Origin of the sequence: Streptomyces sp. NPDC059256 (genome assembly GCF_042753785.1) — a bacterium.
Lineage (GTDB): Bacteria > Actinomycetota > Actinomycetes > Streptomycetales > Streptomycetaceae > Streptomyces.
This window is the reverse complement of sequence record NZ_JBHYZO010000010.1, coordinates 132,054-150,733: the sequence shown is the minus strand read 5'-3', so window position 1 is coordinate 150,733 and position 18,680 is coordinate 132,054. Positions and strand designations below refer to the sequence as shown.

The window sequence follows — 18,680 nt, the reverse complement described above, 5'->3', positions numbered from 1 at the left end:
GGTACCAGCGCCAGAATCCATACCGCCCCTCACATCCACCGTCACGAAGTCGTGGATGAAGACCTAGGCGACGGAAACGAGCAGCCGCGCTCTTGCATCGCAGAGCCATCCGATCGCTGCGCCATGGCTTGATTTCACGTGTTCCAACTCACTTCTCACTAAATGATCAAGGTTCTAGCTGCGGCGTTTCGCCATGCGGACTGAGGCATTGATCCGATACGGCCATCGGCTCACAGTAATCCCGGGATGCAGCGCATATGCCGGACTTCGTTGCTTGCCCGACTTCTCAGTAGTTCTCGCGTCATATTTCCTTTTCTTGTGAGGCAGCGTGGAAAGAAAGCATGGTGCCGCGACGGGCTTCTTCGTGGGCACGGACGTCGGTGGGACCTTCACCGATCTCGTCGTCCTCCAGGACCAGTGCGCGCCACGGATCTTCAAGTCTCCGACCACTCCGCACGATCGCTCGGAGGGAGTCCTCAACGCCCTGCGGTTGGCTGCCGAGTCCTACGGTCTGGATCTGCGGTCCTTCTGCGCCGACATCGTCTACTTCGCCCACGGCACCACGGCGGCGACGAACGCTCTGATCGAGCGGAAGGGCGCCGTGACCGCTCTGCTCACCACGCGCGGCTTCACGGACACGATGCTGATCCAGCGTTCGATGACCTCGTGGGTGGGCATGGGGGCGGCGACCGGTCACTACAGCCGCCGCCGCAACCCCGGGCAGATCGTCCCCCGGTCCCGTCTCGCCGGTATCACCGAGCGTATCGACGCCTCGGGCGCGGAAGTCGTCCCGATCGATGAGCAGGAAGTACGGGCGACGCTGCGTCTGCTGCGCGACGACGGCGTTGAAGCACTCGCGGTGTCGTTCCTGTGGTCCTTCGTCAACAGCGACCACGAAGCGGCGGTGGCCCGGATCGTGCGGGACGAGTGGCCCGAGGCGTATCTGACGCTGTCGCACGAGGTCGCCCCCGTCATCGGGGAGTACGAGCGTTCGGCGACGACCGTCGTCAACAGCTACCTCGGTCCGGTGATCCGCGACTACGTCGCCAACCTGGAGAACCGACTGCGGGGCTCGGGGTTCACCGGAGACTTCTCGATCATGGACTCCGGCGGTGGCGTCATGCGGGCGGAGGACGCCGCACGGCGCTCCGCTTCCATGCTCACCTCGGGCCCGGCGGGCGGGGTGCTGGCGTCGACCGCCCTCTCGCGCCGTCTGGGCCACCCTCATGTGATCACCTCCGACATGGGTGGGACCAGCTTCGACGTCGGTCTGATCATCGATGGGGAGCCGGTTGTCGAGCGCGTCAGTGAGGTTGGCGACCTCCATCTGGCCCTGCCCCGTATCAAGGTCACCGCCATCGGCGCGGGTGGCGGCTCCATCGCGGGAGTCGACGAGTCCGGCGTCCTGGTCGTCGGCCCACAGAGCGCTGGATCGGTGCCGGGGCCCGCCTGTTACGCCCGGGGCGGCGACCGCCCCACGGTCACCGACGCAGATGTGGTCCTCGGGATCATCGACCCTTCCCGCTTCCTCGGCGGCCGGATGCCACTGGACCGGTCACTCGCCGAGAAGGCCATCCGCGAACACGTTGCCGATCCGCTCGGCCTCACCGTCGAGGAGGCGGCGGCCGGCATCAAGCGTGTTGCCGACAACCAGATGGCCGACCTGCTGCGCAAGGTCACCGTCGAGCAGGGTCACGACCCGCGTGACTTCGCCGTCTACGCGTACGGCGGCGCAGGCCCGACCCATGCGTACGCCTACACCGAGGCAGCTGGCATCGCGACGCTGGTCGTGCCGCCCACCTCCACCGTTCACTCGGCCTACGGCACGGTCACGTCGGACCGCTACCGCGCGGTGCAGACCACGGAGGTCCACCGCACCCCGCCCGGCGTGACGGACCCTGCGGTCCACCTGGACGCGGAGAGGATCGACGGCACCCTGAACGAGTTGGCCGCGCGGTGCCGCGACGACCTCGACGGGGACGCGCGGATCAGGCTGAGTCGCATCGCCTACCTGAAGTTCCGCAGACAGTCCCATGAACTGCCCATCGCCGTCCCTGAGGGCGAGGTGACCACCGAGGTCCTGCGGAGCCTGATCAATGAGTTCCGCACGGTCTACGAGCGCATCTACGGCGCCGGAACAGCTCTGCTGGGAGCCGGTGTGGAGATCCATACGCTGCGGGTCGAAGGCCGGGTCGGTGTCACCGAGGTCTCCGAAGGCGGTTACCCCGGCGTCCCGGACGTCGCGGCGGCCTGGCTCTGCGAGCGCGATGTCCACTTTCCCGGTATCGGAAGCCACCCCACCAGTGTCTACCGCGGCGAGGACCTAGGCGCCGGAGCCGCCCTGCGGGGCCCGGCGATCCTGGAGTTCGCCGGCACCACCGTGGTGGTCGGCCCCTCCCAGTCGCTCGTTGTCGACCGTCACAGCAATCTCGTCATCGACTGCAAGGGGGACGCGTGACCGCCACCGACACGCCCACCAGGCCCATCGACCCCGTTACCTTCGAGGTCATCCGCCACCGACTGCTGGCCATCACCGACGAGCAGGGCGCGACCCTGGCCGCGATCTCCGGCTCCACGCACGTTGTCGAGGCCAGCGACTACAACGTGGGGCTCTACCTCCCCGACGGCTCCGTCGCTGCGATGGGCCGCACGATCCTCTCGCACTCCTCCTCCATGGCCGCCATCACCCGCTCCGTCATCGAGGACTGCACCGAAGACCCCGGCATCAACCCCGGCGACATGTTCATCGTCAACGACCCCTGGAAGGGCACGGTCCATGCACAGGACGTCGGGCTCATAGCGCCGATCTTCCACGACGGCGAACTCCTCGCGTGGACCGGCGCCATGTGTCACATGGTCGACGTCGGCGGCATGACACCCGGCAGCTTCTGCATCGACGCCACCGACTCGTACCAGGAAGGGCTACAGATGCCGCCGACCAAACTGGTCGACGGCGGACGGGTCCGCACCGACGTGTGGAACCTGATCCTGGCCCACACCCGGATGGCTCCCACCGTCAACCTCGATCTGCGGGCCCTGATCGGTGCCAACAACACGGCGATCCGCGCCATGACCGCGCTCGCTGAGAAGTACGGAGCCGATACCGTCCGCACGGTGATGAGCAACCTCATCACCCTCTCGGAGCGACGGCTGCGCAACCGGCTGGCCAAGCTGCCGGACGCACGGGTCCACTCCCGGGCCTTTCTGGACAACGACGGCGGTCTGGCCCTGTCGACCGAGAGTGCCACCTATGAGGTCGACCTGGTCGTCACCAAACGGGGTGAGACCCTGGAGTTCGACTTCTCCGCCTCGTCGCCGCAGGCCAAGGGCTACATCAACTGTGCCTACTCAGGCATGATGGCCGGCATCGCGGCGGCCCTGCTGCCGACGCTGGCCTTTGACGCGCCCTGGAACGAGGGCCTGTTCAAGCCGGTCGAGGTCATCTGTCCCGAGGGCCTGATCTGCAACGCGACCCGCCCGGCCGCCGTCAGCGGCGGCGCGCTGGAGGCCGGCTGGCTGGTGGAGATGACTGCCATCGAATGCCTGTCCAAGCTCGCCGCCTGCTCCGACGAACTGCTCTGCGAAGCCCAGGCCGTCCCGGCCGGCGGACCCGACAAGTTCGTTCTCACCGGGGCCGGTGAGAACAGGGCCCGCCAGACATACGTGATCATGGACTGCTTGGCCACCGGCGGCGGCGCCTACGCACACCGGGACGGAGCCTGGACCCAGGGACAACACAACATCGAACGGCAACGGATCTCCAACGTCGAGGCGGTGGAGATGGATTCGCCGCTGCTGTACGTGTGGCGTGGCCTGGTCGCCGACTCCGGTGGAGCCGGACGCCGCCGTGGCGGTATGAGCATGGGCGCCGTCTACACCGTACGCGGCGGGCGGGACGTCACCGCGCTGAACTCGGCGCACGGCTGGGAGGTACCCAACTCGACCGGCATCTTCGGCGGATACCCGGGAGCGCAGAACACCCGTACCGTCCTGCATGACACGGATCTGGCCGACCGGTTCGCCGCGGGGAGGATTCCCACGGTCTCCGAACTGTCCGGCGACCAACCGGCAATGCGCGGCCGACAGGGCCTCTACCACCTCAACGACTACGACGTCCTCGCCACCGTCCCCCAGGCAGGTGGCGGCTGGGGCGACCCGCTGGAGCGCCCCGCCGAGGAGGTACAGGCCGACCTCGACTTCGGGGCGGTCACCCCCGATGCCGCTCGACGGATCTACCGGGCGGTGCTCGGCGAGGACGGCCGGGTGGACCCCCAGGCCACCGCCCGGCAACGCGAGAAGATCCGCGAGGAGCGCAGGGCCTGGCCCGCATCCCGGTCCCAGCCACAGGTTCCGGACGGACCCGCCACCCGTGTCCACCCCCTCGGCGACGTCCTCCACATCGTGGAGATCGCCGGCAGCCGCTTCACCGCGTGTACCTGCTCGCGGGTGCTCGCACCGGCAGGCGAACCCTGGCGACTGTACGCGGCGACCCGGGCCACCAGAGCAATTCACGAACTGAGCCACGCCACCCGCCTGGACCAGGGCCTTGAGCTGCGCCAGTACGCCTGCCCCGGCTGTGGAGTGCTGCACTCCACCGATGTTGTACGGCGGGACGCCCCGCACCCCGACGACGTCCGGCTCACCGCAGACGGCGGAGGTGGGCGCTGATGGGACGCGTCGTACTCGCCGCCGCCACTTCCCACGTCGGCGCCATCGTGAAGAACCCGGACGCCGACCCCGAGCGCTCCGCGGTACTCCACGCGGCCTGGGAGCGGCTCGACCGCGAGATCGCCGAGGCAGAGCTCGACGCGGTGATCGTCGTGGCCACCGACCACTACGAGACGTTCGGTCTGGAGAACTACCCGGCTTTCTGCATCGGGCTGGCCGATGAGCACCAGGGCTGGGCCGAGTTCGGCAATCCGGGCGGAACGGTGCCCGGCAGGCCGGTCCTCGCCGAGTATCTCCTGAAGGGGCTCACCGAGCGGGGCTTCGAGATATCGCGCTCCCACACCATGCACCTGGACCACAGCTTCATGGTGCCGTTGACCAAGCTGCCTTCGGCCCGAGCAGCCGGCGTCGTCCCGCTCTTCGTCAACTGCAACACCGAACCCCTGCCCGTCCTGGGGCGCTGCCTGGAACTGGGGAAGGCGATCGCCGCAGCCGCGGGGGGCCTGCCCGGCGGCGCCCGGATCGGTGTTGTCGCCACCGGGGGGCTCTCCCACTGGGTGGGCCTGCCGCGGTTCGGGGAGATCAACGAGGAGTTCGACCGCGACTTCCTCGCCCTGCTCACCGAGGGACGGGCGGACGAAGCGGCCTCCTGGAGCGATGAGCGGATTCAGGACGAGGCGGGCAACGGCGCGCTGGAGGTGCGGACCTGGCTGATCGCCGCTGCCGCCGCTGGCGGTCCGGCCCGTGTCCTCGCCTACGAGGCCATGCCCTCCTGGACCGTCGGCATCGGCATCTGCGGATTCGACGTCCAGGAGGCGCCATGAGCATCGTCGGCCTCAACCGGCTCGCCCGCGAACTGGAACACGACCCCGCGCTCCTGGAGCGGTTCCACCGATCCCCGTCGTCGGTGCTCGGCGCCTACACCCTGAGCGAGGCCGAGAAACGGGCGGTCGGCAACACGGACGCCACCTGGCTGCTCGCCCACGGCATGAACCCGGTGGCGCTGCGCAACCTCATGGTCGTCCTGGGCATCGCCCACCACGCGATGTACCCCTCGCAACGGAGGAGGGACAGATGACGACCGGGCGCCAAGAAGCGGCCACCGTCGAGCCCGCGCTCGAACTGCGCGGGGTCAGCAAGTCCTTCGGTGGCGCGCACGCCCTGCGGGAGGTGGACTTCACCCTCCTCCCCGGCGAGGTACATGCCCTCGCCGGCATGAACGGAGCGGGCAAGTCGACACTCGTTGAGGTCGTCTGCGGGGCGCTGGCCCCCGATGACGGCGAGATCCTGGTCGGCGGCGCGAGCTGTCCGACGCTCACCCCCCGGCGAGCGCGGGCCCTCGGGGTGAGCATCGTTCACCAGCGGCGCACTCTGGTGCCCGATCTGACGGTGGCGGAGAACCTGCTGCTGGGGAGGCTCCCCCATCGGGCGGGCCGGGTGGACTGGTCCACCGTACGCAACGAGGCGGCAAGCGCCCTTGACGATCTGGGTGTCGAGGTTCCCGTGCAGGCCGCTGTCGGCGATCTGACCCCCGCGCAGCAGACGCTCGTCGAGATCGCGCGGGAGGTGCACGTGGGCGGGCGGATCCTCATCCTGGACGAGCCGACCGCCGCGCTCGGCGGCGCGGACGCCGCCCGTATCCACGACCTGGTCCGTGAACTGCGTTCCCGCGGCACAGCGGTCGTCTACATCTCCCATCACCTGGACGAGGTCTTGGCCCTCGCCGACCGGATCACGGTGATGCGGGACGGTCGGACCGCGCTGACCGAGGCGATCGAGAACGTAGATCTCCCCGCCCTGGTCCGAGCCATGATCGGCGACCGACTGGTCGCCGAACCGGTGGTGAGGAAGAGGACCTTTGGGGTGGCCGCCCTCGAACTGGACCAGCTCGGCGGGGACCGGTTGCGGGACTTCGACCTCACGATCAGGGCGGGCGAGATCGTGGCTGTGCTCGGCCCTGCAGGGGACGCGCAGCGCGAACTCTTCCCGCTGCTCAGCGGGGTGCGACAACCCTCGACCGGCACCGTCCGGGTGGGCGGGAACCGGTTGCGGACCGGCAGCATCCGCGCATCGCTGTCCGCGGGGCTGCGCTGTGTCACCGGCGACCGGCTGGTGAACGGGTTGGTCCCCGGCCTGAGCGTCGACGAGAACCTGGCCTTGGCCGACCGGGGCATGAAACGGCCCTGGTTGGTGCGGTGGGCAGTGCTGCACCGCAGGGCCGCTGATACCCGCCGGCGCTACGGAGTCATCACCCTGGCGGCCGACCCCGCCGTCGACTCCCTGTCCGGCGGCAACCAGCAGAAGGTACTGCTGGCGAAGTGGCTCGACACCGAGACGACGGTCTGCCTGCTGGAGGAGCCCACCAGCGGCGTGGACGTGGCGGCCAAGGCCGATATTCACCAGATGGTTGACGAACTCGCCGACCGAGGTGCGGCCGTACTCCTGACCTCGGCCGACGTCGACGAGGTCAGACGACTGGCCGACCGGGTGGTCGTCATCCGCGGCGGACGCGCCGTCGCCGAACTACACCGGGGCGAGCTGTCCCGGGACGATCTCGTCTCGCTCACCGTAGGAGGACACGTCTCATGAGCGCCGCATCCGCCTTCCGCGACCGGACCGGCCTGAGCCTGCCGCCCGGTGTCGCCCGCCACTTCGGACTGCTCAGCGTCCTGCTGCTGATCGGCATGTTCACCTCACTCAACAGCGATGTCTTCCTGACCACGCCCAATCTGGTCAATGTCTCACAGCAGATCGCGGTCGTCGCCGTACTGGCCGCCGGGCTCACCTTGCTGATGACCGCGGGCGGCATCGACTTCTCGCTCGGAGCGATCGCGGCCGTCTCCCATGCCGTTGTCGCCAAGCTCATCCAGAGCGGTGTGAACGAATGGGTTGCGGTCCTGATCGCCCTGGTGTTGGGTACCGCCATCGGCCTGGTCAACGGGGGCGTCGTCACGGTTTTCTCCGTCGCTCCCTTCGTGGCGACCCTGGCCTCCTCCACCATCCTGACCGGGTTTGCGCTGCTGCTCCTCGACGGCATGAGCGTCAGCATCGGCGACCACCTCTCCGTCCTCGGCTTCGGTGAACTGTTCGGCGCAATTCCCTCATTGGTGGTCCTGGCCGTACTGGTGTGCGTGGCGGTGGGACTGCTCATGCGCTGGTCCGCGTTCGGCCGCAACGCCTTCGCCATCGGCGGCAACGAGAGCGCCGCGCGCCTCTCCGGCATCCCGGTGGTGCGCAGCAAGCTGCTCCTGTACGCACTCGGCGGCTTTCTGGCGGCTCTCGGCGGTGTGATGCTCGTCGCGCGACTCGGCGCGGCCAGCCCCGGCACGGGCGGCCTGCCACTGGAACTCACCGTCGTCGCCGCCGTCGTCATCGGAGGCACCTCGCTGCACGGCGGCAGCGGAACACTGGTCGGCACGGTCCTGGGTGTCCTGCTGCTCGGCCTGGTCGCCAACTCGCTCAATCTCCTCCAGATCGACCCCGTCTACCAGGACATCGCCGTCGGCACCGTTTTGATGATCGCCGCGATTGTGAACCACCAGCGCGGCCGTCGCACCTGAGCCACCCCCCTTCCCCCGGTGAAAGGAAACGTCATGAGCCGCACCACCACCCGACGCCTCACCGCACCACTGGCCCTCACCGCAGCCCTCGCACTTCTGGTCGGCGCCTGCTCCGTGGACAAGGGCAAGGGCACGAACGCAGCTCCGGTCGACAAGGAAAAGAAGCTCACGATCGGCTTCGTCAACGGAAACAACATCGAGTTCCACACCTGTCTGCTCAGAGCGATGCAGGCGCGTGCCGACAAGGACAAGGTGGAACTGCTCACCGCCAACTCGGCGATGGACCCGGCCAAAGAGCTGTCCAACATCGACGACATGATCGCCAAACAGGTTGATGTGATCATCGTTCAGACGGTGAACATGGACGCGCTGGAGGGCGGTATCACCCGTGCCAACCGGGCGAACATCCCCATCTTCCTCACCTCGGTCGCCGCCGTTGACCAGTCCAAAATCCTCGGCGCCGTCGTCACCGACGTCGCGGGTGTGGGCAAACAACTCGGCGAATGGCTCGGCAAGGACCGCGCGGGCAAGCCCGTCGAGGTCGGAGTCATCGGCGGGGCGCCCGGGGCCGCGGCCGACCTGATGGACGCCGCGTTCAAGAAGGCGCTGCCGAAGCAGGCCCGTGTCGTCTTCGACCAGCCCGCGTTCTGGCAGCGGGCCAAGGCACAGGACGTGGCCGAGAACATGCTCCAGGCCAGCCCCAAGGTGCAGTACATCTTCGTCCACAACGAGGACATGGCGATCGGCGTCCTCGCAGCACTCAAGGCGGCCAAGCGCCACGACATCAAGGTCGTCACCAACGGCGGCAGCCCCGAGGGCATCGAGGGAATCCGGGACGGCGAGATCGCCGCGACCGTCAGTAACACCCCGAGGTCCGTCGGCGAGATGGCCATCGACAACGTGGTGGGGCTCATGCACCGACAGGAAGGGGTACAAAAGATCTCCACCGTGCCGAACCTGCTGATCACCCAGGCCAACGTCAGCGAGGCACCCCCCTACTGCGCATAAGGCGGACTCCCCGATGGCACACCACAGCACCGGTCCGCGTCGCCGCGGCGTCCAATCGGTCGACCGAGCACTGGACATCCTCAGCGCCCTGAGCGCGGCCTACCCCCGTCTGCAGCTCTCCGAGCTCGCCGAGGTCGCCGGACTGCCCAAGACCAGCACCCATCGCATCGCGGTGACTCTGGTCGCACGGGGATTCCTGCGGCAGGAGGACGACGGAGCCTATGTGCTGGGCACCCGGCTGCTCGAACTGGGCAGCCTGGTGTCGACCACGACGGCCCTGGCCCACCTCACGCAAGGCGTCGCCGCGGAACTGGCCCGTGCCACCGGGGAGACCGTACTGATCGCCGAGGTCGACTGGCGGGACCGCTCGCTGATCATCACCGGCAGACGTGAGTTGGGTCCCAGCCCCGAGGCACTCTCCTCGATCGGTCAGCGCTCCGTCCTCGCCAACGGCTGCATCAGCGGCGCGATCCTCAGCGCCCTGCCCCCGGAGGAGACGAAGAGGATCGTCCCGCAACTGCGGCTGGCCCAGCGCACCCCCCTGAGCATCACCGATCCCGGCGCACTCCTCCAAGAGATCGAAGCGAGCCGAACCAGGGGCTACGCAATAGAGAACGACCAGTTCATCGAAGGCATCGCGGGAGTGGCCGTCCCCATCCTCGTCGCGGGACGCCCCGCGGGCGCGGTCGCTGTCTGCGGCCCCACCGTCCGGATGCCCCGTCGGCGCCTTGAAAGCATCGCCGCCCTGATACAGGAGCTGCGAAGCCGCGCCGCCCACTCAACGGTCCCACCCAGGACCGGAACCTGACAGCGTTAAGGAGAGACCATGGATGCAGTCACCGCGGACTGGGTGACCTTCCGCAGCGGGGACACAGAGATCCGCGGCTATCTGGCCCTGCCAACGCTGGGCGCCGAACGCCCCCCAGCGGTGATCATGGTGCACGAGAACCTCGGGGTCATTCCCCACCGACAGCGCGTCACCGAACAACTCGCCGCCGAAGGCTACGCCGTCCTGACCGTCGATCTGTTCAGCCGGATCGGTGGCAGGCCGCCCCAGGACTACACGACTCAAGAAGAACGCCGGGCCAAGGCGTTCCTGGCCGCCCGCGACGAACAGGCGATCCCCGACCTGGACGCCGCACTCGACTACCTCGCCGCCCGCGCCGACGTCGACGCAGACCGCGCTGCAGTCGTCGGTTTCTGCCTCGGGGGCGGTCTTGCCATCGTCTGGGCCACCCAGTCGGACCGTCTGTCGTGCGCAATACCGCTGTACGGCATACCCGAACTGCCCGCCGCCTACAGCCCGACCGGCGCGGTCCGCTCCCGCATCGACATCGCCGACCGGGTCCGCTGCCCCATCCAGGCGCACTTCGGTGGAGCCGACGCGGTCATCCCGCTCGACCAGGTCGCCCGACTCACCGAAGCCCTCGGGCGCAGCAGCCATCCGACCGATGTCCATGTGTACGAGGGCGCGGGGCACGCCTACCACGACGACACCCACCCCAACCACCGGCCGGAGGCCGCCCGACTCACCTGGGAGCGGACCCTGGGCTTTCTCCGGGACCACCTGTGAGCCTGTGGACCGACCTGCTCGGGGCCGAGGTCAGACACATCAACGCCGGTGGAGTACCCACCCGCACAATCTCCCTGGGGTCCGGGCCCGCCGTGCTCTTCCTCCACGGACGCGGGGGACATCTGGAGACCTTCACCCGCAATGTGGCCGCCGTCGCCGCACCCGGCCGCCGGGCGATCGCGATCGACCTCCTCGGGCACGGACTGACCGGCCGCAGTACCGAAGGTCAGTACACGATCGATGAACTCGCCGGCCATGTACGGGCCGTACTGGACGCGCTCGACCTCGCCGAGGCCGATCTGGTCGGCCAATCGCTCGGCGCCTGGGCCGCCGCGCTGACAGCGCTGGAGGCTCCCGACCGGGTTCGCAGGCTCGCCCTGATCGAACCCGCCGGGCTCCAGTCGGAGGCCGAACGGCTGGCGGACAGCACGGTGCGGGCCGCATATCAGCGAGGTGGTCGGGCCTATGAGGAGCCGACGGCCGACGCCGTCCGAGCGCGGCTCGGCGGGCTGCTCGCGGACCCGGCCAGTGTGGACGAAGAACTGGTCGAGGTACGCACTCGGCTCTACGGGCCGCCCGAGGCCCGGGACGTCCATCGGCGGGTGCGTGCGGCGGACAACACCCGCTGGCTCCTCACCCAGGAGCGGCTGGCGGGGCTCCTTGTCCCCACGCTCTTCCTGCGCGGGGAACTGGGCCACACCCCGCTGACGGTCGTCGAGGCCGCTGCCCGCGCTGTCCCCGACGCGGCGGTCGCCACCGTACCGGGCGCCAAGCAGTGGCCCCAGTTCGAGCGGCCCCGGCAGGTCAACGAACTCCTCAACCGATTCCTGGGAGAAGGAAACACCGATGTCATTCTGGACTGATTCACTCGGCGCCGAGGTCCGCTTCCGCGAGGCCGCCGGCTGGCGGACCCGTTCCATCGAAGCCGGCGAAGGACACCCCGTCATCCTGATGGGCGGGCTGACCGGTCACGCAGAGGGATTCCTTCGCAACGTCGTCCCGCTTGCCGAGCGAGGACTGAGGGTGTACGCCATCGATGCCATCGGGCACGGTCTGAGCGCCCGGCCCACCGATGTCACCTATCACGCGCCGCTGTTCACCGAACACCTCATCGGGTTCCTCGATGCGATCGGCGCCGAACGCGCCCATCTCGTGGGCCAGTCACTGGGAGGTTGGACGGCGCTCCACACCGCGCTCCACCACCCCGACCGGGTCGGCAGGGTCGTCTCCGTCACCGGCGCCGGTCTGTTGCTGTCGGACGAGGGGCGCAAGGAGGAGAGCGAGCGAGTCCACGCCCAGGTCAAGGCGGTCACCGCGAAGGCGGCGGCGGCGCCGACCCGGGAGAGCGTCCGGGCGCGTCTGGAATGGCTCATGGTCGATCCGGGCGTGGTGACCGACGAACTCGTGGAATGCCGCTACCGGTACTACACCCTTCCGGGCACAGAGAAGGCCCAGGCCAAGCTTGTCGCCGAGCAACCCGGCGAGGGGAACCGGGCCTACATGCTGGGTGACGCGGAGCTGGCGCGGATCACGGCAAAGACACTGGTGGTGTGGACCGACCACAATCCGACCACGCCCGCCGAGGTGGGGCGCAGGGCGTCTGAGATCATGCCGAACGCACACTTCGACATGATCACCGACGCCGGTCACTGGCCGATGTTCGAGCAGCCCGAGCAGTTCAACACCGTGGTCGGGAACTTCCTCGCCGGGGACCCGACGTGACACCCGCGCAGGAAGTCGCCCTCGGCTGCCGGGTCCTGGCCGCGCACGGCAACGCCGATCTGGTGTGGGGGCATCTGTCCCGGCGCGATCCGGACGGAGAGGACGTGTGGTTGAAGGCGGCCGGGTTCGGCATGGAAGAGATCACTGCCGACCGAGTCGTCCGGATCGACCGCAGAGGGCGGCCGATAGGTGGGAAGGGCCGCGTCCATCTGGAGTACCCCATTCACACCGCGATCATGGCTGCCCGCCCTGATGTGGGGGCGATCGTCCACAGCCACGGGGAGTCGGCGGTGGCCTTCGCGGCCACCGGGCTCCCACTGCGACCCGTGGGACATGAAGGGACCCTCTTCTGGCCGCCCGACATTGCGCGTTTCACCGAGACGGGCGACCTCATCCACACCCCCGAACTGGGCGAAGCCGTCGCCGCAGCGCTCGGCGACCGCAACGCCCTGCTCCTGCACCGGCACGGGCTGGTGACGGTGGGTCCCGATGTGCCCACGGCGGTGATGACGGCGATCTTCTTGGAGAAGGCGTGCCGTATGCAGCTGGCCGTCGCAGCCGCCAGCGGAAGCTCCCCTTACTTCAAGAACGCTGACGCCGAAGACGCCGAGAACGCTAAGAACGCCGAACACACCGAGAACGCCGCCCACTTCGACCCGGCCGAGGCACTGGCCAAACGCGACCGCTGCTACGGCCCCCGTCAACTCGCCGACGCCTGGGCGTACCTGGTGCGCTCACTGAAGGCACGCGGCTGACCGGGCGGCGCCCCACTTCGCGCATCCCTTCGCACCCGGCTCGCCCGGGCCGCCGGGAGCACCCGACTCGACACAAAGGACCGTCATGGACGGAACCCGTATGAACACCCACGCCCGGGAGAAGGCCGCGGCCGAACTGCTGGACGCTTACGCGACGCGGACTCCCGTCCGCCCGCCATCAGAGGCCCTTCCCGGACTTGGGGCAGCCGACGCCTATGAGATCCAGCGACTCCAGGTGGAGCGGTGGCTCGCCGACGGAGCCCTGATCAAAGGACACAAGGTCGGCCTCACCTCAGCTGCCATGCGCCGCCAGCTGAAGGTCGATCAGCCGGACTACGGCCATCTCATGGACTCGATGTTCCACATGGACTCGGCGCCCATCGACCCCGGACTGTTCCTCCAGCCGCGGATCGAGCCGGAGTTCGCGTTCGTCCTCAAACGCCCGCTGGAGGGCCCCGGCGTCACCGCGGCCGAGGCTGCGGCGGCGGTCGACTTCGTCCTACCGGCCCTGGAGATCATCGACTCTCGAATCGAGGACTGGCGAATCACCCTCGCGGACACGGTCGCCGACAACGCCTCCAGCGGTGGGGTGGTCCTCGGTGCCACCCCCGTCCGATTGGATGCCATCGATCTGGCCTCCACCCCCTGTCTGCTGTACCGCAACGGTGAACTCACCGACACCGGCGCCGGCGCGGCCGTGCTCGGGAATCCCCTCAACGCGCTGGTATGGCTCGCCAACACGCTGACGACGCTGGGCATCGGACTGAAGGCCGGGCACATCGTCCTGCCCGGCTCACTCACCGCCGCGCTGCCGGTCGCCGCAGGTGACGTCGTCACCGCGGCCTTCGCCGGACTCGGCACGGTCACCGCCGTCTTCTCCAAGGAGTACCCATGCTGACCGCCGCCATCGTCGGCCCCGGGCACATCGGGACAGATCTAATGGTCAAGCTGCTCCGCAGCGATCTGATCGACCTTCGCTCCATGGTCGGAGTGGACCCGGACTCCGCAGGTCTGGCACGCGCCCGGGAGTTGGGTGTCACCACGTCGGCCGGGGGCTTGGACTGGCTGCTGAGCCAGGACGGCCTACCCGATCTCGTCTTCGATGCGACATCCGCCGGCGCGCATCTCGCCCACGCCCCCCGCTACGCCGAAGCCGGAATCCGGGCCATCGACCTCACTCCGGCGGCCACAGGGCCGTTCGTCTGCCCGCCCGTCAATCTCGACCGCCTGGCCGACGCCCCCAACGTCAACATGATCACCTGCGGTGGTCAGGCGACCATCCCGATCGTCAACGCGGTCTCCGCCGTGGCCCCTGTGGCGTACGCGGAGATCGTCGCGTCCATCGCCTCACGTTCGGCCGGCCCTGGCACCCGCGCGAACATCGACGAGTTCACCGAGACCACGGCGGCGGCGGTGGAAGAGGTGGGCGGTGCCTCGCGGGGCAAGGCGATCATCATCCTCAATCCCGTGGAGCCGCCCATGATCATGCGGGATACGGTCTACTGCTCGATCCCCGCCGACGCCGACCGCGACGCCATCACCGAATCCGTCGTACGCCAGGTGGAGCGCGTGCAGCGCTATGTCCCGGGCTACACACTGCGCGCCGACCCGCAGTATGACGAGGCACGGGCCGACTGGGACGGCAACGCCCGAGTCGCTGTCTTCCTCGAAGTCCGCGGCAACGGCGACCATCTGCCCCCTTGGGCCGGAAACCTCGACATCATGACCGCCGCCGCCGCGCAGGTCGCAGAACAGCTCGCCCGGAAGAAGGCCCAGGCATGACCATGCAAGCCACCAAGTCCCCAGTCCCCGTGCAGATTACGGACTCGACCCTCCGCGACGGCAGCCACGCTGTACACCACCGCTTCACCGCAGAACAGGTACGCGCGGTGGTGCGGGCCCTCGATGACGCGGGGGTCACCGTGGTGGAGGTGTCGCACGGCGACGGCCTGGGCGGGTCGTCGTTCAACTACGGCTTCTCCGGCACCGACGAGCTCGCCCTCGTCGCGGCGGCGGCGAATGAGGCCCGCCGGGCCCGCATCGCGGTGCTCCTGCTGCCGGGAGTCGGAACCGTGCGGTCGCTGGAGCAGGCTCATGACGCGGGCGCCCGGATCGCCCGGATCGCGACCCACTGCACCGAGGCCGATGTCTCCATCCAGCACTTCGCGGCAGCCAGAGGACTGGGGATGGAGACCGTCGGATTCCTGATGCTCTCCCACCGGATCACCCCCGAGGCGTTGGCCCGACAGGCGAGGATCATGGCCGACGCGGGATGCCAGTGCGTCTACGTCGTGGACTCGGCCGGGGCGCTGCTCCCGCACCAGACGCGTGACCGAGTGGCCGCGCTCGTCGCCGAACTGGGTGCGGACGCGGAAGTGGGCATCCACGCGCATCAGAACCTGTCCCTGGGGGTGGCCAACTCCCTCGCCGCCTATGAGGCAGGTGCTCGGCAGATCGACGGGACTCTGTGCGCCCTCGGCGCGGGCGCAGGCAACGCCCCCACCGAAATCCTCGTCCCCGTCCTGGAGAGGATGGGCGTTCCCACCGGCGTCGACACCCAGGCGGTCCTGGCTGCGGCTGACGAGGTGGTCCGCCCGTTCATCGAGCGCCTGCCGTGGGCGGACCGGGCGGCCATCACCCAAGGGTACGCAGGGGTCTACTCCAGCTTCCTGCTCCATGCCGAACGCGCCGCCGAGCGCTACCGGGTGCCGGCGCACGAGATCCTCCAGCGGGTCGGCGAGGCCGGTTACGTCGGCGGCCAGGAGGACATGATCATCGACGTCGCACTGGACTTGGTGGCCGAACGTAAGCGCAGCGGGGTCTGAAGACCGGTGCCTCCAGGGGCGGTCGCGCACCGCTACCACACGGAGCCCGACTCCGGCCTGTCGATCTGCACAAGGTGCGGACCGCCGTCGAACGTCTGATCAACAAGTCAGAGCATGGCGAGGCATCGCCGCCCGGTACAACAAGACTGCTGACAGCTACCTCGCCGGTCTCCACCTGCGCGCCTCGATGATCTGGATCAAGGGCCTCACCAGGACCGCCCGTTGATCACGATGCGATATGCCCCTAGGTGACGCGCTGAGGTGCCGGACGCCAAGGGCGGGCAGGAGTTGGAGTCAACGGTCAACCAGCCGTGGACGCGGGGCCCCACCCGTGGATTCCGCGTCGGTGTCGCCGGTGCCGACCGGACCGTGGGGGAGGATCCGGTCCAGCCACTTCGGCAGCCACCAGTTGGCCCGGCCGAGGAGTGTCATGGTCGCCGGTACCAGCACCATGCGCACGACCGTGGCGTCGATGAAGATCGCGGTGGCCAGGCCGAGTCCGAACATCTTGGTGGAGGGGTCCTCGGCGACGGCGAAGGACAGGAAGACCGCCACCATGATGAGGGCGGCCGAGGTGATGATCCGGGCGGTGCCTGAGACACCCTCGACGATCGCCGTGCCGTTGTCGCCGGTGCGCAGGTACTCCTCTCGTACGCGGGAGAGGAGAAACACCTCGTAGTCCATCGACAGGCCGAACAGGATGGCGAAGAGGAACATCGGGATGAACGACACGATCGGTACCGTCGATTCCAGCCCGATGAGTGCGCCTCCCCAGCCCCACTGGAAGACGGCGACCATGATGCCGTAGGCCGCGCCGATGCTCAGCAGGTTCAGCAGTACCGCCTTGAGCGGTACGAGTACCGAGCGGAAGACCAGCACCAGCAGCAGGAACGACATCGCCAGCACGGCGGCGACGAGCACCGGCAGGCGTTGGCTGGTGCGTTGACCCACGTCGGAGAGGCTCGCGGTGGCGCCGCCGACGTGGGCCCTGGCCGGGCCTTGCCCGATCGCCGTGGGCAGCACCCCGGTGCGCAGCCGGGCGATGGTGTCGGCCGTGGCCTCGTCCTGAGGGCTGGTGGTCGGGAACACCACGAGGGTCGCGATGCCACTGGACCGATCGATGTGCGTCGGCGCGACGGATGCGATGCCAGGATCCGCCGCGACCGTTGCGACGAGTCGGTCCAGCACTCCCGGGTCACCGGCCGGGTCCGCGGCGATGACGAGGGGACCGTTGGTGCCCGGGCCGAACCCCTCGGCGACGAGGTCGTAGGCGCGGCGCTCGGTACGGCTCTGGGGCATTGAGCCGTCGTCGGGGAGGCCGACGCGCAGGCCGAGCACGGGCAGCGTCGCGGTCAGCAGCAGCCCCGCCGCGCCGATCGCGTACAGCACCGGGTGCCGGCTGACGTGCCCGATCCAGCGCCGCCAACCGGCGGCGGGAGCGGCGCCCGCCGCCGTGTCCCGCCGCCGTGCGAGTCGGCCCGGCTTCCTGGTCCGCAGAGCCCGGCCGATCCGGCCGGTCCGGCCCAGGCGCGGGCCGGCGGCGCCGAGCAAGGCCGGCAGCAGGGTCACCGACGCGACCACCATGGTCAGAACGACGATCGAGACGGCGAGCCCGCCCACCGCCATGAACGGCACGTTCGCGACCGCCAGGCCGAGGATCGATACGACGACGACGCCGCCGGCGAAGACCACGGGTCTGCCCGCCGTGGCCACCGCCTGCCCCGCCGCCTCGTGGGGATCGAGCCCGCGCGCCAGGTACTCCCGGTGCCTGGCGAGCACGAACAGCGCGTAGTCGATGCCCACTCCGAGCCCGACCATGCTGCCCAGGACCGGGGCGAAGGTCGGGACGTCCATCACCCCCGCCAGTACCGTCATCGCGGCGACTCCGATGGTCAGCCCGAAGACCGCCATGCCGATCGGCAGCGCGGCGGCGACGAGCGAACCGAACGCCAGGAACAGGATCGCTGCCGCGGCGAGGATGCCGATCAGCTCGCTCGCGCCGCCGTCGGCCTCGGAGAAGGCGAAGAAGAGGTTCCCGCCCATCTCGATGCGCAGGGGCAGCTCGGCGCGCAGCCGGTCACCGAGATCGACGAGGGCGTCGAGGTCTTCGCCCGACAGCCGGCTCTGGTCGGGATACTGCACCCGGACGACTGCGATCCGCCCGTCGGCCGAGACCAGGCCGCCGCGCACGGCGGTCTCCCCGCCCGCGTCGAGTGCGCCCGCCGGGTCGCTCGTGCCGAGCACGTGCGGCAGCCGCTTCACCTCGGCCTGCAACCGCGTGAGAGCGGTGCGCGCGCTGCCGCGGTCGAAGAAGGTCGCACCGCCGTCGAGGGGGGTGACGACCACTTGGGCGGTCATCCCCTCCTGGCCGGTACCGGCCCGCTCGATCAGTTCCGCGGCCCGTTGGGAGTCCAGCCCCGGAGCGGTCATCGAGTCCGCGGTCCGTCCGCCGAAGGCAATCGCGGCGAGGACGGCGAGCGTGCCGGCGATCAGCCATGCCGAGATCACCCGCCAGGGATGGCGGGCGGCATTTACGCCCAGGCGCAACAGGGCTTTCGAGAGCATCGGG

The 18,680-nt window shown here is 69.1% G+C and carries 16 protein-coding genes; 15 read left to right on the top strand and 1 reads right to left on the bottom strand.

From position 1 onward, the window contains the following. Window positions 1-328 precede the first annotated feature (328 nt). From ACFXJL_RS22325 to dmpG, 15 genes are all read left to right on the top strand, one after another. The gene (locus tag ACFXJL_RS22325; protein WP_384695003.1) at window positions 329-2,458 is read left to right on the top strand and encodes a hydantoinase/oxoprolinase family protein; all 2,130 of its coding nucleotides are present in this window, start codon (window positions 329-331) and stop codon (window positions 2,456-2,458) included. Next, on the top strand, window positions 2,455-4,668 hold the full coding sequence (locus ACFXJL_RS22320) for a hydantoinase B/oxoprolinase family protein (protein WP_384695000.1): 2,214 nt from the start codon (window positions 2,455-2,457) through the stop codon (window positions 4,666-4,668). The genes ACFXJL_RS22325 and ACFXJL_RS22320 overlap by 4 nt, the downstream gene beginning before the upstream one ends. Next, window positions 4,668-5,492, top strand: coding sequence for a hypothetical protein (locus ACFXJL_RS22315; RefSeq protein WP_384638209.1), 825 nt, complete (start codon window positions 4,668-4,670; stop codon window positions 5,490-5,492). Before ACFXJL_RS22320 ends, ACFXJL_RS22315 begins: the two co-directional genes overlap by 1 nt. Beyond that, window positions 5,489-5,746 carry a hypothetical protein gene (locus tag ACFXJL_RS22310; protein ID WP_384638212.1) on the top strand — a complete coding sequence of 86 codons (258 nt, stop codon included), beginning with the start codon at window positions 5,489-5,491 and terminating at the stop codon, window positions 5,744-5,746. Before ACFXJL_RS22315 ends, ACFXJL_RS22310 begins: the two co-directional genes overlap by 4 nt. Beyond that, a complete protein-coding gene (locus ACFXJL_RS22305) occupies window positions 5,743-7,257 on the top strand; it encodes a sugar ABC transporter ATP-binding protein (RefSeq protein WP_384694996.1) in 1,515 nt (504 codons plus the stop codon). The genes ACFXJL_RS22310 and ACFXJL_RS22305 overlap by 4 nt, the downstream gene beginning before the upstream one ends. Continuing rightward, a complete protein-coding gene (locus tag ACFXJL_RS22300; RefSeq protein WP_384638218.1) occupies window positions 7,254-8,228 on the top strand; it encodes an ABC transporter permease in 975 nt (324 codons plus the stop codon). The genes ACFXJL_RS22305 and ACFXJL_RS22300 overlap by 4 nt, the downstream gene beginning before the upstream one ends. 33 nt (window positions 8,229-8,261) lie before the next feature. Next, window positions 8,262-9,236: a sugar ABC transporter substrate-binding protein gene (locus ACFXJL_RS22295; protein ID WP_384694993.1), complete on the top strand. Its 975-nt coding sequence runs from the start codon at window positions 8,262-8,264 to the stop codon at window positions 9,234-9,236. A gap of 13 nt (window positions 9,237-9,249) precedes the next feature. Further along, window positions 9,250-10,044 carry an IclR family transcriptional regulator gene (locus tag ACFXJL_RS22290; RefSeq protein ID WP_384694991.1) on the top strand — a complete coding sequence of 265 codons (795 nt, stop codon included), beginning with the start codon at window positions 9,250-9,252 and terminating at the stop codon, window positions 10,042-10,044. 18 nt (window positions 10,045-10,062) lie between these two features. Next, the gene (locus tag ACFXJL_RS22285) at window positions 10,063-10,809 is read left to right on the top strand and encodes a dienelactone hydrolase family protein (RefSeq protein WP_384694988.1); all 747 of its coding nucleotides are present in this window, start codon (window positions 10,063-10,065) and stop codon (window positions 10,807-10,809) included. Continuing rightward, the gene (locus tag ACFXJL_RS22280) at window positions 10,806-11,672 is read left to right on the top strand and encodes an alpha/beta fold hydrolase (RefSeq protein WP_384694986.1); all 867 of its coding nucleotides are present in this window, start codon (window positions 10,806-10,808) and stop codon (window positions 11,670-11,672) included. The genes ACFXJL_RS22285 and ACFXJL_RS22280 overlap by 4 nt, the downstream gene beginning before the upstream one ends. Continuing rightward, window positions 11,656-12,531: an alpha/beta fold hydrolase gene (locus tag ACFXJL_RS22275; protein ID WP_384694983.1), complete on the top strand. Its 876-nt coding sequence runs from the start codon at window positions 11,656-11,658 to the stop codon at window positions 12,529-12,531. The genes ACFXJL_RS22280 and ACFXJL_RS22275 overlap by 17 nt, the downstream gene beginning before the upstream one ends. Next, on the top strand, window positions 12,528-13,286 hold the full coding sequence (locus ACFXJL_RS22270) for a class II aldolase/adducin family protein (RefSeq protein ID WP_384694980.1): 759 nt from the start codon (window positions 12,528-12,530) through the stop codon (window positions 13,284-13,286). The genes ACFXJL_RS22275 and ACFXJL_RS22270 overlap by 4 nt, the downstream gene beginning before the upstream one ends. An 85-nt stretch (window positions 13,287-13,371) precedes the next feature. Next, a complete protein-coding gene (locus ACFXJL_RS22265; protein ID WP_384694977.1) occupies window positions 13,372-14,184 on the top strand; it encodes a 2-keto-4-pentenoate hydratase in 813 nt (270 codons plus the stop codon). Next, window positions 14,178-15,068, top strand: a complete 891-nt coding sequence (locus tag ACFXJL_RS22260; RefSeq protein WP_384694974.1) for an acetaldehyde dehydrogenase (acetylating) — start codon at window positions 14,178-14,180, stop codon at window positions 15,066-15,068. Before ACFXJL_RS22265 ends, ACFXJL_RS22260 begins: the two co-directional genes overlap by 7 nt. Then, window positions 15,065-16,111, top strand: a complete 1,047-nt coding sequence (gene dmpG / locus ACFXJL_RS22255) for a 4-hydroxy-2-oxovalerate aldolase (protein WP_384694972.1) — start codon at window positions 15,065-15,067, stop codon at window positions 16,109-16,111. The genes ACFXJL_RS22260 and dmpG overlap by 4 nt, the downstream gene beginning before the upstream one ends. A 294-nt stretch (window positions 16,112-16,405) precedes the next feature. On the opposite strand, the gene ACFXJL_RS22250 is transcribed toward dmpG, so the two are convergent. Then, window positions 16,406-18,676, bottom strand: coding sequence for an MMPL family transporter (locus ACFXJL_RS22250; protein ID WP_384694969.1), 2,271 nt, complete (start codon window positions 18,674-18,676; stop codon window positions 16,406-16,408). Between the last annotated feature and the right edge of the window lie 4 nt (window positions 18,677-18,680).